Annotated in this window: 16 protein-coding genes; 4 read left to right on the top strand and 12 right to left on the bottom strand. The window is 60.2% G+C overall.

Annotated elements, in window-relative coordinates; translation table 11 throughout:
* Positions 1-46: 46 nt before the first annotated feature.
* From ACFSNN_RS06215 to ACFSNN_RS06225, 3 genes are read right to left on the bottom strand one after another with little or no spacing between them, the layout of a single operon-like run.
* Positions 47-976 (bottom strand): transglycosylase SLT domain-containing protein, encoded by a 930-nt coding sequence (locus tag ACFSNN_RS06215; RefSeq protein ID WP_134459937.1) that lies wholly within the window; start codon positions 974-976, stop codon positions 47-49.
* Positions 976-1,647 carry a hypothetical protein gene (locus tag ACFSNN_RS06220; RefSeq protein WP_134459934.1) on the bottom strand — a complete coding sequence of 224 codons (672 nt, stop codon included), beginning with the start codon at positions 1,645-1,647 and terminating at the stop codon, positions 976-978. The genes ACFSNN_RS06215 and ACFSNN_RS06220 overlap by 1 nt, the downstream gene beginning before the upstream one ends.
* Entirely contained in the window at positions 1,644-3,584 is a 1,941-nt protein-coding gene (locus tag ACFSNN_RS06225) for a hypothetical protein (protein WP_377689379.1), read from the bottom strand. The genes ACFSNN_RS06220 and ACFSNN_RS06225 overlap by 4 nt, the downstream gene beginning before the upstream one ends.
* A 503-nt stretch (positions 3,585-4,087) precedes the next feature.
* Between ACFSNN_RS06225 and ACFSNN_RS06230 the strand changes: the two genes are divergently transcribed.
* The gene (locus ACFSNN_RS06230; protein WP_134459928.1) at positions 4,088-5,200 is read left to right on the top strand and encodes a hypothetical protein; all 1,113 of its coding nucleotides are present in this window, start codon (positions 4,088-4,090) and stop codon (positions 5,198-5,200) included.
* 120 nt (positions 5,201-5,320) lie between these two features.
* Here the strand turns inward: ACFSNN_RS06230 and ACFSNN_RS06235 are convergent, their stop codons facing one another.
* Positions 5,321-5,944 carry a LysE family translocator gene (locus ACFSNN_RS06235; protein WP_012426235.1) on the bottom strand — a complete coding sequence of 208 codons (624 nt, stop codon included), beginning with the start codon at positions 5,942-5,944 and terminating at the stop codon, positions 5,321-5,323.
* A 365-nt stretch (positions 5,945-6,309) separates the two neighbouring features.
* Between ACFSNN_RS06235 and ACFSNN_RS06240 the strand changes: the two genes are divergently transcribed.
* The gene (locus ACFSNN_RS06240; RefSeq protein WP_134459925.1) at positions 6,310-7,005 is read left to right on the top strand and encodes a ferredoxin reductase domain-containing protein; all 696 of its coding nucleotides are present in this window, start codon (positions 6,310-6,312) and stop codon (positions 7,003-7,005) included.
* A gap of 318 nt (positions 7,006-7,323) precedes the next feature.
* Entirely contained in the window at positions 7,324-7,524 is a 201-nt protein-coding gene (locus ACFSNN_RS06245) for a copper chaperone (RefSeq protein ID WP_134459923.1), read from the top strand.
* A 179-nt stretch (positions 7,525-7,703) separates the two neighbouring features.
* Here ACFSNN_RS06245 and ACFSNN_RS06250 read toward each other — a convergent pair whose 3' ends face one another.
* From ACFSNN_RS06250 to ACFSNN_RS06270, 5 genes are all read right to left on the bottom strand, one after another.
* Positions 7,704-8,465: an SDR family oxidoreductase gene (locus tag ACFSNN_RS06250; protein ID WP_134459920.1), complete on the bottom strand. Its 762-nt coding sequence runs from the start codon at positions 8,463-8,465 to the stop codon at positions 7,704-7,706.
* A gap of 40 nt (positions 8,466-8,505) precedes the next feature.
* Complete coding sequence (locus tag ACFSNN_RS06255) at positions 8,506-9,384, bottom strand: NmrA family NAD(P)-binding protein (protein ID WP_134459917.1); 879 nt, start codon at positions 9,382-9,384, stop codon at positions 8,506-8,508.
* 161 nt (positions 9,385-9,545) lie between these two features.
* Entirely contained in the window at positions 9,546-10,067 is a 522-nt protein-coding gene (locus tag ACFSNN_RS06260; protein ID WP_446686728.1) for a TetR/AcrR family transcriptional regulator, read from the bottom strand.
* Positions 10,068-10,301: 234 nt separating this feature from the next.
* The gene (locus ACFSNN_RS06265) at positions 10,302-11,012 is read right to left on the bottom strand and encodes an SDR family NAD(P)-dependent oxidoreductase (RefSeq protein ID WP_134459911.1); all 711 of its coding nucleotides are present in this window, start codon (positions 11,010-11,012) and stop codon (positions 10,302-10,304) included.
* A gap of 106 nt (positions 11,013-11,118) precedes the next feature.
* Positions 11,119-11,871 (bottom strand): SDR family oxidoreductase, encoded by a 753-nt coding sequence (locus tag ACFSNN_RS06270; protein WP_134459908.1) that lies wholly within the window; start codon positions 11,869-11,871, stop codon positions 11,119-11,121.
* A gap of 188 nt (positions 11,872-12,059) precedes the next feature.
* On the opposite strand from ACFSNN_RS06270, the gene pdxR reads away from it, so the two are divergent.
* Positions 12,060-13,589 carry a MocR-like pyridoxine biosynthesis transcription factor PdxR gene (gene pdxR, locus ACFSNN_RS06275; protein WP_134459905.1) on the top strand — a complete coding sequence of 510 codons (1,530 nt, stop codon included), beginning with the start codon at positions 12,060-12,062 and terminating at the stop codon, positions 13,587-13,589.
* A gap of 111 nt (positions 13,590-13,700) precedes the next feature.
* Here pdxR and ACFSNN_RS06280 read toward each other — a convergent pair whose 3' ends face one another.
* From ACFSNN_RS06280 to ACFSNN_RS06290, 3 genes are all read right to left on the bottom strand, one after another.
* Positions 13,701-14,375, bottom strand: coding sequence for an FMN-dependent NADH-azoreductase (locus ACFSNN_RS06280; protein ID WP_134459902.1), 675 nt, complete (start codon positions 14,373-14,375; stop codon positions 13,701-13,703).
* Positions 14,372-14,839 (bottom strand): GNAT family N-acetyltransferase, encoded by a 468-nt coding sequence (locus tag ACFSNN_RS06285; protein ID WP_134459899.1) that lies wholly within the window; start codon positions 14,837-14,839, stop codon positions 14,372-14,374. The genes ACFSNN_RS06280 and ACFSNN_RS06285 overlap by 4 nt, the downstream gene beginning before the upstream one ends.
* A 117-nt stretch (positions 14,840-14,956) precedes the next feature.
* Entirely contained in the window at positions 14,957-15,871 is a 915-nt protein-coding gene (locus ACFSNN_RS06290; RefSeq protein ID WP_134459896.1) for a LysR family transcriptional regulator, read from the bottom strand.
* Between the last annotated feature and the right edge of the window lie 153 nt (positions 15,872-16,024).

A 16,024-nucleotide genomic window follows, 5' to 3' on the forward strand; every position in this document is an offset into this window, starting at 1 on the left:
AAAAGCTCCTTGGATCGGCCTGCCTGGCAGGCGTGTCAGGTTGCCGCTAACGCATGCTTGGGACGCGGTCCCCAAGGCCTTGCAACGCTTGCGTGACGTGTTGCGAATTCATTGCCGCATTGAAGAACCTGATAAAGCGGTCCGCGTGCGCCGACGTGCCAATCGGGTATTGCACCAGCTTCCATCGATTGTTAGGGCTGCCATTGAAACGCAGACTTCCCGCGTTATAAGCACACGCGGCGAGCGGCGGGTCGAAACGGGTCTCGCGAGATTGGCGCCACATGTAAGTGGCACCGGCTTCAATCGACACCAGCGGGTTTTTGAGCTCGCTCACGCCGACGTCTCCGTTCAGCACGCTCGACGCTGTGCTGAGCAAGGTCTGCATGAGCCCGACCGAAATGCGCGATGGCGTCAGCGCCGGGTCGACCGTGCTGCAGCCTTTCTCTTTTCTCACCGCCAACGGATTGCCGCTGCTCTCGGCGCAGATACACGCAATCACCAGTTCTATCGGCACATGCACCTTGCTGAGCACGGTCGCCAGAGCCTTGCCGAAATTGTTCATGATCGTGTCGACGGTCGCGGTTTCCTCTTTCCCGAATGCGGCGCCCGCTTCACCGTTGATGACGATCCCTGTCGGGTCGAGCCGCCATTCCACACTCGACGCGTAATGGCGGTGAAATGACGAAAGCGCGTTCTTTGCCGAGCTATCCAGAATGTCCGACGCAACGCGGTCAGGCAGAACCGCGTCGGCATTTCCGAACAGCGCCGCCCACGTCTGTCGCCCGATGACACCGTCAGGCTGCAGCGCATTGTTTTGCCGCTGATAGGCGAACACGGCGTCCCGTGTGGCTTTGCCGAATAGTCCGTCACTTGCAATCACGGCGCCGAAGTGTTTCAGCCGGTCCTGGGCCTGCGCAACATCGCCGCCACGCATCATGGGCGCGCTCAACCACAGATTTCTGGTCAGGTCGGGCATTATTCGCACCTCCGCTTTTGCAGGAAGAAGTCAATGGAATCTCGTAATGAATTGACTCGTCCACTCAATTTCGCATCTGTACCGGTGTTCGCCAGCGTGCTCCTTGCCTGGGTCAGGCGAGCGCAGGCCTCGTTCTGTGGCAAGCTTTCGTCACGTCCTGCGACTGTCAGTTCATCTGCACGAAAGTACTGCGCGTAGGGGCGGCCTCCGGGTGACGTATCGAGCGTGCTGATCGTCGAATCAAGCGCTTTCACTACGGAGGTTTTGTCCGTTTGCGGTGCGGCGTTATCGCGGATCGCCTTGAGCGAGTCCGCGAGGCCGATCAAAGCGTCCGTACGAAGGTCATCCGCGCCTGTAGCTGGAACATGCTTCAACGCGGCGCCGTAATTTTCCAATGCGCACTGCCGCGCGGCGTCGTCATTCTGTTTGTTGCCGCTGTTGGCGGAACTCGCGCAGCCGCTGGCGCGCTGGATATAACGTTGCGTGCACGTCCTGCTAGCGTCGTTGCAGGGTAGCGTCGCGGAGGTGTCCGCTGCCGGCTGTCCGTTGTTTGCGCCGGACCTGTCGGGTAGTGGACACCCCGCTGTCAGCAATGCCGCGACGCAAAGGGTCGCATAGAGGTGGCCCGGCATTCTTCCAGCGGGCATTGCAGAATCGTTGTGCGGGCTCATTCGACAGTCTCCTTGTCCTGAACGAGGCCATCCTTGGCGGCAAGCGAGAGCGCATCGAATACCAGTTGAGTCGTCTTCGCCGGATCGAGGTGCGCCTTGCTGAGAGCTTCGCCGAGGAAAACGAGTTTTTCGATCTGTGCCGCGGCCTTTGGATTGGCGGACGCCTGGATCGCCGCATTGACGATGGATTTGAAGTCGATGGATACGGGCTTGCCCGGATCGTCCGGAAGAGAAATCGCCACACTGCCGGCTAGCTGAGCGAGCGCGCCCAGATGGACGAGCGCTCCCCGATACTGGTCGAATGCCTGGGTCAGTTCCTCGTTCGAGATAGATTCCGTACTCCTTGGCGGCAACTCCGCCGATGTTCCGTTGCCGACTTCCGTGGCGCAAAGCGCGGCAAGTTCATCCGAGGTGTATAGCGTGCCGTCCGGTTTCTTCCGGATGGCAAGTCCCATCAATTTCATTCTCGCCGGGTCGTCCGCGTTGGCGAAATGCTCCAGCATGAGTGGCGCGCTTTCCAGCGCCGCCTGTGCGACGGACGGGTCAGTCGTGGACGGCAGCAGCACGGGGTCGAAGGGCTGGCCCAGCAGTGCGCCTTTGAATTGCGCCATCTTGGGAGCGTCGCTCGCCAGCCGAATAGCCGAAACGAGAATACCGCCGACGATGCCGACGGGGCCTGCCGGCAGACCGGCGAGTACCAGACCGGCAACGTCGCCGAGAACCGCCGTGGCTTCCGCGAGCACGCCGGGTAATCCCGTTGCCGCGAGCGCGGGTAGTTTCGTACTGACGTCGCCCAGGACCTTGGTGACCGTGGCGGCGTCCGGCTTCGAGGTCAGCAGCGGGTTGATCGTGTCCAGCAGACCCTGTATGGACGATACCGTGTCGGCGACACGCGGCAGGATGTCCGTGCCGAGACCGAGCCCGTCCACCGCGCGAGCTATTTGCTGAATGTTCTGCAACTGATCGCGTTTGGACGTGAGCGTTGCAACGACGTCTCCCGAGTCGCCCGTAAGGTTTGCGGCTGCAGCTTGATCGTATGAGCGCGAGACTGTTTCGAGCGCTGTATTGGTGGCATCGGCCGAATTTTTGAGAACCTCTTTCGAGACGTCGTGCAGTTTGTCGACGGCGTTTTGCTGTGCGTCGACGGCGGTTTTATTGGCCTGCTGGAGCGCCACATTGTTCTTGTCCACCGTGTCGCTCAGCGTTTCCTGAGAAATGAGTGCTGCCTTGCGAGCCTGCTCGCTTGCACGCGACGTGAAGTAAAAGGTTATGACGGCCGTGACGAAACTCGTCAATGCTTCCGGGCTGCTGATGTCGAGATATTTTTGCAGAGCCAATGCAATGATCCCGAACGTAACAACGAAGAGCGATAACAGTGCACGGATACTGCCTTCCGGCGCTCCCAGCGGAAGCTGCAGGAGATGATCGCGCCATTTTTGCGGTCCCAGTTCAGCAGCGTGCCTCCAGAATGCGGTGCGCACGAGTGCGGCCACTATGAGAATAATGACCAGGCCAACCGTGACGAACAGGAAGCTCCAGTAAATGAGTTCCTTGATGAGCCTGCTCTGCTCAACGCCGGTGGCGCTGCCCTGCAGACGCATCAGTTGATCCCGGGGCAGAGTGACATCGGATGGTGCACCCTTGACGTCGCTTGCGTTGAGCACGCTCATCAAGTACGCGCGGCTGACGACGACCGTAGGCACGCTGGCGGCCTCAGGCGTTGACCCTGCCGCTTGAGATGCTGCTGCATCGGTGGCTGATTTGTCGGTCTGCGCCCAACAGGGATTGGGATTGAAGAGGAATAGCGCAAGCGCTGCCAGGATGAAGTAACGGACAATTTGCATGGCGTTTCTCCATGCGCTGGCGACCGTCGGAACCCTGTCCTGCTCGAGGAAGGTGCCTGCGGACAGCGCAATCAAATAACCTTGGACACCCATGCGGCCCGTGCGGAATGCCGCGATACAGGCAGGGTCGTCCGTTCAACGATATGCAAAGTTCACGTGGTAGCCGGTTAGCGTCGACCTTGCTGCGAGAAGAAAACCCTGGATCGAGCTTGACTACTATCCAGCCGGATCATCGATCTTGAATACAGGATGCCGAAGCAAATGTCCGGGTTGCTGTCCGGACTTTCATGCCTCGCCTGTAGGCCACTTTTCAGCGACCCCGCAGAAGAATGAAAGGAACGATAGGTCAATAAACAGAGGACAGCCGTAAGTACTTTTCCTGAGCGGTAGTGTTCGGACTATGTGCTGTACCGCACATACTGAAGCCCTGATTCGGGGAGCCATTCAGGCGTCACCCGGAATCGTGGGAATGGGGAGATTCGAGTTTGCGATGATCCTGCGCACCGCAGGTCGATCGAAGCCGGCGCCGCGAAGGCTTTAAATTTGCTCGCACGGAGACTATGATTGCCTCGGAGAAAAGCGGAAGGGAGCGCTCAATGAATCAAGCCAGTCCACGCTGCTACGCCGTCTTCATTGCCATCGGACTGCTAACAACTGCCTGCTCGAAAACGCCCGCGACTCAGGAGGCAAACGAACATTCGGATGTCGCGGCCGTAGCGAATTACGATGTGTTGAACGAAGGGCTGGCCGAGCGCGTGCGCAACGTGCTGCACGTTCCCGCAACGGGCTCCACGACGCAGATATTTGTTACGACGACGGAAAGTGGCATCGGGTCCGTCTATCGAACGCATGGTCCCTGGCTTCCCTACAACGATTCGTCCTGCCAGTTTTCGACGCCGCCCAAGAATGGGATGCCGAGTGTATTCACCACCTACCAGATCAGCAAGTCGATAGCGGGGGACGTCGGGCTGGATAGTTCGCTCATTCAAGCACTTGCGTCGTTCGATGTGAAACTCTCGAACGCGTCGTCATTCTCATTTTCCATTCTCGATGCGCAACTGCAGGTGGTATCGGAGAGTAGCTTCAAGGAGGGACTCGCGGAGCCAAAGTGCGCCAGTGCGCTGGCATCTGCCGGAGACGATTTATATGTTGTTCGCGGATACGTGTCGGGGAAACGGGCCTTTTCCACAACCGTTGATACAAGCGGGTTGGTGAAAGCAGGAGTCAAGAAAATCGCGACTTTCGATATCAACGCCGACGGGGGAAAAGCCACGCTGGGCATTACGGACGCACAGCCAATAGAATTCCTGCAGATTCTGGAACTGGTTCACGCGCCGGCAACGACCCCGGCGCTCACCGCCAGCGCTTCGCCCGCAGCCCCCGCACCGCCCCCGCGACCCTCGGCGCCAGCCAGTACGAGTGGTCCTTCCATCATCTACATACAGCAGAATACGGCTGACAATCGGAGCGTGGGCGATAAGGCGAAGGACATTCTAAAGAAGGCCGGCCTGCCGGTTGCGAACGGCGTTGAGTCTCTTGCCAAAACGCCGGACCGGTCGATCGTCAAGTACTTCCAGGACGCCGACCAGGCCGGAGCGGAGCATGTGGCTGAATTGCTGGGTGCCCAGTACGGCAAGGTAGACGCCATCAGGGCGAAGGCGCCCAACGTCAAAGCGGGCCAGCTCGAGGTTTGGCTGGCTAGACAATGAGATGCTGAGCCAGCCGTGTCGCGCGTTACGGTCGAATTCGATTGGCTGTGCAGCCGTCGATCATTTCTAGCGAGGAGTCCGCATGCTAACGTCGTGGCATGCGGACCATCGCCGTCACGTTCACGCGCTCTGCCCGATCAGCTTCAGCGCGATCGGATACAGCGACAGCACCAGCAGCAGCGCCATCGCCACATTGAAGATGCGCAGCCGCTTCGGATCCGACAGCACCTGCCGCATGGCGGTGCCGAAACCCGCCCACAGGCAGATGCACGGAAAGCCGATCACGTAGAAAATCACCGCCATCGCGATGGCGTTCATGCTGTAGCTCTCGCTGAGATGGATCGTCGTGGCGGCAGTCAGCACCATCATCCATGCTTTCGGATTGACCCATTGGAAGGCGATTGCTTCGTAGAACTTCATGGGCCGGCGCTCGCCTTTCTTCATCTTCAACTCGCCCGAGGTGCCGATCTTCCACGCGAGGTACAGCAGATAAGCGACGCTCGCGACCTCGAGCACCGTGTATAGCACGGGAAAATGCACGAAGGCTTCGCCCAGACCGATCCCGACCGATAGCATCAACAGCACGACGCCGGCGCTGATACCGGACAGATGCGGCAACGTGCGCCGAAATCCGAAATTCACCCCGGAGGCCAGCAACATCGTGTTATTCGGACCGGGCGTGATGGTGGTGACGAGCGCGAACAGGATGCCGGCGGGCAGCGCGCTGAGACTGAGGTATGACATGGCAAGCTCCGGTGTCGGTCGAAAGGACGTTGGAGCATTCTAGCGAGGGTTGCCGGTACAGTACCGGTACGCTTTGTGGGATGGTGTCCGGTACGGGTGGAGGCGCCGCTCAGTCAGTGCCGACCGCGCAGTTTCGCCAGGTCGGCCAGCGGGACCATCTGCTGCACTGAGCCAACGGCTACCCTTTATCAGCGTGGTTATATAGGTGGTATTCGCGTTGAACGCCTTGCTGGTGACTGCCTTCCGCCCTAACCTGAATCTGACGTTCAACCACCCTCCAGCAGTTTGCTGGACCGGCCATCTCATGCAATCCATACACCGACGAACTTCCGCTCGAGGGAGGCGAAGGTCCTATTGGAGAAGACATGCACGACAAATTCCTCTCAGTCGTCGTTACACGGAAATGGCAACTTGCCGAGAGTTATCACGCCGTTGAACTTCAAACCAGATGCAAATCGGAGCTTCCGTCGTTTGACGATGGATCTTGCGTCACACTTGTTCGCGACGATGTCATCTGCAAAGAGAAAATATATCCCCTGTGCCGTTTTACTTCTCGGCCGCGTGCATACGTCATTGCCGTGAGACACGACGATGGCGACACGGACGCGAAAACAGCAGACATTTCTTTGAGTCAAGGCGACGAGGCGTTCATCGTGACGACACGCAGTCCTACGGTTATTTTGGACGGTCGTACACAATCGTTGCTGTTTGCGGGAGGTGTTGGCGCTGCGTCGATCGCAGGGATCGCGAAACGGCTGGCGTTGGCGGGACAGAAATTCGAGTTGCACAACTTTGCCCGGTCTCCTGAGCGTGCAGTCTTTCGAAAAGAGCTAGACGCGCTCAAAAGCGAAAGCAGGGTTTATCACCATTTTGGTCTGGATGTTGACCGACTGGAGCAGGCAACTTCTCACGCGATAAGCCCAGCGCAGGCGAAAACTCAGATCTACTGCAGTGGTCCGCCCGCATTTATGGATCTCATCGAGCGTCAGGCTCGCGACTGGGTGTATCCGGGCAATATTCACAAAATTTTCCTGGGTGAGCGCGATCGGGTTGCACCATAGTGGCGGACCGCGATCTCGGTGGGGATTTATCGTGGCTCAAGCGCAGCCAGCAATCAACGCAATGAATACACGGAAAGTGATGGGAAGCGCTTGATTATCGATTTGTTCCCGCTGCGCAAGACTGTTTGTACGGTGCGGGTATTCGAAACTTGAGGCGAGGCGCCTACATTCGGTTGTGTCGGACCATGAAGCATAGAAAGACGAATGGTGCGGACAACAAACTGATGTGGCAAGACGCTCGCTCGCCGCGAAGTTTCGTCGAACGCGAAACAGGTAGAGGCGGCAGTGAATAAACGTTATCTACTGGAGAAGTGAAAAATGAAATTCTCGGTTAAAGATGAAATTCGCTCCGACGATATTCCGGGTCTCGAACATGCAATGAGGAGCGTCGACGCTGACGCGAAGGTCAACGTGGACATTGATACGAAGACGGTCAGCGTCGATTCGTGGCTGATGCCGGAAGAGTTTCTCGTCGCTTTCGTCGATGAAGACTTTGACGCGACGATTGTTGAAGCGTAGATCGGCTACAGGCACACAGCGCACAAACGTGACCATCATCTCGTGACGTTTTCCAAAAGCCACGCGCGCTGCTGGCACCATTCATCGTGGGATGTAGATAACGTCGTTGACGAGTGAGCGGCGCAAATCGCGGCGGCCGTGTCGGCGCGCCACGTCGCGGGCTGCGGATAGAACATCCCTCAGGAAGTCGGCAGCGGATTATCTAAAATCATCTGATTAAAATAATCCACGACGCCGTGCTCGTTCGGCCCCGCACTGGTCCGCAACTGCCTGGCGGCTTCTACGACGACTTCGGTCGTCGCGCTTTCGAGAAGCGCCATTATCTCCGCGATGAACGGCTCGACTTGCATCGCTCGCGGATCGCCGCTCTTATGCACAAGGTCCGTGTCGACCCAAGGCGGAGTAATCTCCAACACGCGAACGGAAGTCTCGCGCAACGCAAAACGCTGAGAAAGCGAGTACGAGTGAATGGCGGCCTTGGTTGCCGAGTAGAGTGCCGCCGTTGCGATCGGAATGTACGCGACAACCGAGCTATTGTTGATGATGACCGCCGCCGGTCGTGTCTTGAGGTGTTCGACAAATGCACCGCTGATCCGCGCGGGTCCAAGCAGATTGGTGCTGATTAAATGCACCGCCTGCGCGTCGTCGAAGGGGCCGCTTACATCGTCAAACGGCATGATTCCCGCATTGTTGATGACGACATTGAGCGACGGATATTTCGTGATCAACTCATTCGCGACACTTTGAATTTGCGCTGGGTCGTCGACATCGAGCACTACCGTGTCGATGCCCGGATTTGCGTTGGCGACGTCATCCAGCAAGGCCTTGCGGCGTCCGCTGACGATCACCTTGTTGCCTTTACGATGAAACGCCTCTGCAAGTGCACGGCCGATACCCGAGGTGCCGCCGGTGATGAAGATCGTATTTCCACTGAGTTTCATGATAACGGTTCCTTCTAACGATTCAGGCTGAGCGATGCGCTTACTGGAACGCCTCGTGATTGGCGGCGACAAATGCGTCGATTGTTTGCGGCGCTTGTCCGGTGATGTTTTCGATCACGTCGTTGGTACCGGCGAAGATGCCGTTCTGGTAGTCGATTGCCACTTCCAGAAAATGCTGGATCATGAATTCGGGCAGACCGTATGTTTCCAGGTGCTTGCGATAGTCCTCGATGCTTGTCGGGCTGTAGACGACTTTGCGGCCCGACACCTTGCCGACTGCGTCGGCGATCTCTTGCTGGCTGAGTTCGACAGGGCCAAACAGCGGATACGTCTTGCCGATATGCGTTGAGGGCTGAGCGAGAATCGCGGCGATCACTCGCGCCTGGTCTTCGGCGGAGATCGGTGCATGGCGTCCGTTGCCGTAAGGAAGCGCAATCTTTCCTTCTTTCACGATGGAGTCGCGCACCCACGGAAACGTCAGCCATTCCGAGAAGAATGTCGGACGGAGGTGCACGGTCGGCACGCCCGACCAGTCCAGAACACGTTCTGCGATCCAGTGATCGCGGGCTGCGTGACTCTTCGAGTCTTCGCGAGCGGAAATCTGCGACATGTTCACCACGACGTCGAGATTTGCGCGCCGCGCCGCGTCCGCGAAGTATGCGGTTGCCTGAATGAACCCGGGACGCACGGGATAGCAGAGGTAGGCACCCGAAACGCCTTCCGTGGCGCGTATCGCATCGTCGTGTTCCAGAAGATCGCCCACGATGACCTCGGCGCCGGCCTTCTGAAGCGCTGCGCTTCTTTCGTCCTCGCGGTGGACAAGGGCGCGAACGCCGTGACCGCCTTCAAGAAGGTGACGGACGGTGTGCACGCCAGTCTTGCCAGCGGCCGCTGTTACCAGATAGTTGCGTTGTTGCATGATGTCGATGCTCCATTCTCAAGGTATGCGCACTCTTGGCGAGTGCCGGGGGCGGCGCATATCGATGCCTGATCTGGCAGCGACATGTAGGTCTTTCTTCTTTATGTGTATATGCACACAAACGGATAAATGTTTAAGCGATGGTCGGGATTGCCAATCGCCTAGATCGCGTCGAGATGTTGTTTGACTTGCTGCAGAACCGATGCCGAAGCGTCGCTGTCCGTGAGAATCCGGGCCATGGTGATGGCGCCGATCATCGCCGTTACCGCAAAGACGGCCTTCGATTCCGTTGACTCAGACCGCTGAGGATCCAGGCGCTTCGCTACGACCTCAACGAGCTCGCGGAAGCCTTGAGAGGCGGCCGCACGAGTGTTCTCGTCGCCGTGCGACAACTCGCTGCCCATTCCCGCAAGCGGGCAGCCGCCCGAGACGTTGTCGCGGTGACCGGTTGATACATATCGCTCGACGATGGCCCGAAAACCATCTTCGACGTCGCTCTCGCTGGCCGCTTCTTCCAGCGTAGCGACGATGTTGGTCGCCGCGGTTGCGCAGGCTTCGGCAACCAGCTGATCTTTGGATTCGAAGTGCCGGTAAAAGCCACCGTGTGTGAGCCCGGCTTCAGACATGACGTCGGCCAGGCCCGTCGCGTTGATGCCGTTGAGCTGAAACTTGCGGGCTGCCACGTCGACGATTCGACGCCGGGTTTCGGCGGTTTCGACCCTCGATTTCCTCATGATGGTGCTGGCTCCGAGACGACCTGTTGATTTAGATGTTAGTCATCATCTAAACGGATGTCAAGGGAAGTGAGCGAAATTCGCTATGTCTTTTTTCTGCGTCGGCGGATTGCTGGACTGAGGCCGGCTCAAGGGAGCGGGCAGCAAAACAAAAGGGCACCGCGTTTGCGGTGCCCAATGAGCTTAACGACCGGCGCTCTGGCCGCCGTCAACGTGCAGGATCTCTCCCGTAATGAACGGTGCGGAATCGAGGAACAGAATCGCATCGGCGATATCGCTCGTCTCGCCCATGTGCCCGAGTGGATGGAAGGCGCCCAGCGCTTCATGGGTTTCCAGCGCATGCATCGGCGTCTTGATGATCCCCGGTGCGACGGCGTTCACGCGAATCCCTTTCCTCGCGTACTCGATCGCCAGCGACTTCGTGGCGGCGTTCAGGCCACCCTTCGTCAGGGCTGCCAGTACCGAGTAGCCGCCACTGATCGCATTGTCGGCGGTGCTGGAGGTGACGCTGACCACGTGGCCGCTCGAATGCTTTTCCATTTCGGCGATGGCGAGCTGCGTGATGTGGAAAAAGCCCGTCATATTCACGTTCACCACCGCGGCGTAGTCTTGCACGGTGTGTTCGGTGAAAGGCTTGCCGATATAAATGCCGGCGTTGTTCACCAGCGTGTCGATCCGGCCAAATCGCGCGACACCTTCGGTAATGACGCGACGGGCGGTTGCCGGGTCGCCAATATCGCCGGCGATGCAGAGGATGTTCGGGTCGTCGGACGGCTTGATCGACCGTGAGTTCGCGACAATGCGATAGTCGAGCTTGCGAAACGCCGTGACGACTTCGGCGCCGATGCCTTGCGACGCGCCGGTAACGACGACAACCTTGTGCGACTTGCTCATGCTTGACCCAGAAAATTTTTCATTCGGTTTCGAAGCCGATCGGACCAACCGCTCCGATCAGCATGAAAGGCGGACACGTTGATTCAGGTTTCGCTTAAACCTGCAATCAACCGTTCTTTGCGCGCGCGAGCCACTGGTCGAGACTGACGCGGCCAATCCGTGCATCGCCGAGCGGCACGAGCGATTGTTCCTCGACGCGGTCGCCGTAATACAGCGCATCGCGATCCGTCACCACCGGGCGCGCGTCGCCTACCGACTTCAGATAACGCGAGACGATCTCCGCGAAGGGTGCGCGGTCCGGGCCGGCAATCTCGACCGTGCCGTTTTGCGGCGCAGCGAGCGCGACCTGCGCGAGGTTGGCCACGACATCGTCCACGGCGATGGGCTGAAACAATCCTTCGCCGATACGCACCGTGCCGTCGACCGTGCTGAAATCCGCGATACCGCCGATGAACTCCATGAACTGCGTCGCGCGCACGATCGTGTACGGCACGCCGGCTGCGCGGATCAATTCCTCCTGCGCGACCTTGGCAGCGAAATACGCGTTCTTCGGTGAGCGGTCGCAGCCGACGATGGAGAGCGCCACGTGGTGGCGCACTCCCGCAGCCGCTTCGGCCCTGCCAAGATTGCGCGCCGACGTGCGGAAGAAGTCGAGTACCGCCTGCGGCTCCCATGACGGCGCGTTTGTCACATCCACGACAACGTCCGCGCCCACCAGCGCGTTGTTCAGGCCCTCGCCGGTCACAGCGTTGACACCGGTACGCGGCGACGCGGCGAGCGCTTCATGGCCCGCTTCGCCCAGCAGCGTGACAAGACGCGATCCGATCAGGCCGGACCCACCGATTACGACGATTTTCATGGCAAATTCTCCAGATGAGCGTAAATGAACGCGGGGCGCCCGGCGAGTGTCGTATCGCGCGAAATGGTTCGCCGCCGTCTCATCGCGTGAGGCCATTGTGGAAGAATCATGGTCGATGGGAAAGTGCCAAGAATCGACGATCCAACTAGTACAAACCGTTTGCTGCTTCCCTTGTCCGCGAGACTGTCATGACCGTTCCAACGCCCGCTTTGACCATTGAAATCGACCGGCGGCAGCAGTTGCCGATCTATCTGCAGATCTGCGAGCGTTTCAGAACCGCGATCGCCGCGGGGCATCTGCGTCCCGGCGATCGCGTGCCCGCGCTTCGCGGTCTCGCCACGCAGTTGAACACAGCCCGTGGCACCGTTGAACTCGCCTACACGATTCTCGTCGACGAGGGCTACCTGCAGATGCGCGGCGCGGCGGGCACGTTCGTATCGGCGTCGCTGCCGGCCTCGGTGACGCGCTCGTCGCGGGCGCAAGGCGTTCAGGCCGCGCGCGCCAGGCAAGGCACTGCGGGCGCAGACGCGCCGCAGCCGTCGCCTGAACCGCGCGGTGGTCGAGCGGCGCCGCGCCAGGCGGCCCTCACGGTCGCCATGAGCGGCGAGCCGCGGCCGTTGCAGCCGGGGCTGCCCGCGCTCGACGCATTTCCGCGCAAGGTATGGAACCGGCTCGTTGCACAGCGTGCGCGCAGCGGTGAACGCGCGATGCTGGCGTATCCGGATCCGTCCGGCTACCGGCCGCTGCGCGAACATATCGCCACGTATCTCGGGCTGTCGCGCGGCGTGACCTGTTTGCCGGAACAGGTGTTCGTCACCGGCGGCTACCGCGCGACGCTCGAACTCGTGTTGCGCAGTCTCGCCCGCGCGGACGATCGCGTGTGGTTCGAGGATCCCGGCTATCTGCTCGCGCGCGATTTTCTGACCGAGACCGGCGTGCAGCTCGTGCCGGTGCCGGTGGATGGCGAAGGCATCGACGTCAAGCGCGGCACGCTGCTGGATGCGCAGGCGCGCTTCGCCGTGGTCACGCCGTCGCATCAGAGCCCGCTCGGGCACACGCTGTCGCTCGCACGACGCATGGCGCTGCTGGAGTGGGCAGGGAAGGCTTCCCGCTGGATCATCGAAGACGACTACGACAGCGAGTTCCGTTATCTGGGCCGGCCATTGCCGGCTTTAAAGAGTCTCGACCGGCGCGATCGCGTAATCTATTGCGGCACGTTCAGCAAGGTGATGTTTCCGGGATTGCGGCTTGCATATGTGGTGGTGCCGGAGCGCGCGGTCGAGCGCGTCGGGAAGGTGGCGCACAGCATGAACGCCGGGTCGCCGACGTTGTTGCAGGCGTCAGTGGCGGATTTCATTGCGCAGGGGCATTTTGCGCGGCATCTGAAGCGCATGCGTGCGTTGTACGCCGAGCGGCGCGTACTGATCGTGCATGCGTTGGAGCAGGCGTTTGGTGAACGGCTGATCGTCGATTTGCCGCCGGGTGGAATTCAGTTCGCGGTGCAGTTCGCCGAAGGCCCCGATGGCCCGGTCGACGATGTCGCCGTCGCCGCGCGTGCGCGCGAGGCGGGGCTCGCGGTGCTGCCGCTTTCGATCTGGCACGCGAGTAGCCGGGCGCGGCGTACGCGGCGCGGCCTGGTGATGGGCTTCGCGAACATCGCCGATGCCGATGAAGCGGGCCGTCTCGCGCGAACGTTGCGCGCGTGTCTGGACGGTTGAAGCACGGGACAGGTGTCCCTGTTTCGAATAGACACAACGCGGCACGGCACGCTTTCGCACGAGCCGGCAGAAACGCTTTGGCATCGCATTTCGTCCGGCGTGCGCCATGCCCTATGCGCTCCGTGCAGCGCTACCCACCACCGTCCTCGCGCATTCGGACGCTTGCGAGGCAAGCGAGGTGAACACTGCTTCGCTGGCAAGCTGGACGCGCGCCGCATCGAGCGCTTCGGCCACCGTCGCTTCGCCCATCACAAGCCCCTGCAAAAGAAGAAACTGCACACTGTGGATGCCGATCGATCCAAGCGCGTAGCGCAGATATGGCGTCAGGAAATCAGGCTGCCGCGCGCGTTCACCGCTATGCACACCGCCCGAACCGACGATGACGATGGTCGGCCGGTCGCGCATCAGTCCAACCTTGCCGTCCGGCGTCGAGGCGAACGTGCGATGAATGCGCAGCGTGTAATCGATCCACAGCTTGAGCGCTGCCGGCACTGTGAAGTTGTGCATCGGCGTGTTGATGATGAGCGCATCCGTGGTTTCGATTTCACCGATCAGTTGCTCGGAGACATCGAAATGCGCCGTATCCGGCGTGCGCGACGTAACGGCGCGGGCGTAATCGCGGGCGATCGGCGGCAGCGGCGCGGCCGCCAGGTCGCGCTCGACCACGGTAATGGCCGAGGCGGCGGGTGCGGCGTGCCCGTGCAGCATGCCGACGATTTCGTCGGCCAAACGATAGCCGTGGCTCGCTTCACCATGCGGGCTGGCATTGATCAGCAAGATTCTCATGAGGTGAACGCGCCAGCAGGGGAAAGAGGGGCGAGCGGTTCGACGAAGTGCATGCCTCGCGCGAGCAGCCCATTGCGGAAATAGAAGCGCTGCGCAAGCGGCATGTGCAAACCCGTGTCGAGCACGAATTGCGCGCAACCGGCTTCGCGCGCAATCTGCCGTACCGCGCCGAGCAGTTGCGCGCCGATGCCGTCACGCTGCAGCTTGCCATCCACCACGAGATCGTCGACATAGACGAAGCGGCCGTACAGCAGATTGGTCAGGGTGCGATAACCGGCGAGGCCGACGATGCCGCTCGCGTCGGACGCAGCGAGCAGGCGATAGCCCTCGGCATGCTGTCTGGCCACCTGCGTGGCGAACGCGTGCGCGTCGGTGAGATGCGGGCGCAACTGACGCATGATGTCGAATGCGGGAAGCAGTAACTCGGGCGTGTCGAGGTGAACGAAGCGAAGCGAGGCGGGCATAGGCGTCTCCATGAGGAACGACGCTCACGATACCCCGCGCACGGCTTAGTCGGTAGAGCCAAGAATCGGCAATTCGATTGAGCCATCGGGCGTCGTTTCGCGTCTGTCGTCAGCTTTCTAACCCGTTCTCGTCAACGCGACGATAAAGTCGAGAAATACTCTTGTCCTGGCCGGCGTGTGGTGCCGCGACGGATGATACGCATAGAGCGGGAAGCGCTCGTCCGGCCAGTCCGGGAACAGGTTGACGAGCCGCCCCTCCCGGATCAGATGCTCGCCTCCGAGCAGAAGCATCTGCGCGACGCCGGAGCCGGCCAGGCACGCGTTGAGGAGCGCGCTTGGATCGTTCACCGTAAGCCGTCCATTCGTCTCGACAACGATCTTCTTGCGCTTGCGATGAAACTCCCACGGATACGGTTTGCCGGTATCCGGGTTCCGGAATTCAAGACACCTGTGTATCCCGAGTCCCAGTTCCTGAGGCTCCGCCGGCCGCCCCCGGCGAGCGAGGTACGAGGGCGATGCGACGGTGACCACCGCGGTGTCGAGGAGCTTTCGCGCAATCAGGCTGGATGAGCGAGGTTCGCCGAATCGCAAGGCAAGATCGAAGCCGTCCATGACGAGATCGCCGAGCTGATCTCTGGCGATGAGTTCGAGTTCGAGCTCAGGGTGCGCATCCATGAATTCGTCGAGCTTCGGGCCCAGAATGATTCGCGAGAAAACCGGGTCGAGATTGATGCGAAGCTTCCCGCGCACTGTCGCGGCGCCTCCTGCCGCGGCTGCGGCCGCTTCCTCCATGCCCCGCAAGTGCGGCATGACCTGCTCGTAGAAGCGCCGGCCCTCTTCAGTGAGGGAAACGGCGCGAGTCGTCCGATTGAAGAGCCGTGTTTTGAGCCGCTTTTCGAGTCGAGCGATGGCGCGGCTGACGCCGGGCGGCGACATACCCATCAATTCGGAAGCGGCCGCGAACGTCCCCGCATCGACGACAGCGGCAAATACGCTGATACCGCTAGAGAGATTCTCGCTGGACGATCTCATGGGCGCTGCATCCTGGCCATTGGCTGCCTCCGCACAGTGCGTCAAAACCGCACTATGCCGCATTAGTAACCACGAGTCACTTCACAAGTGTCATTCGTGTCATTTAGTTTCTCATCGCGTTTGCCCACAATCCATCCCGACAGTGCGTTTCAA

This window comes from Paraburkholderia dipogonis (assembly GCF_042680985.1).
Lineage (GTDB): Bacteria > Pseudomonadota > Gammaproteobacteria > Burkholderiales > Burkholderiaceae > Paraburkholderia > Paraburkholderia phytofirmans.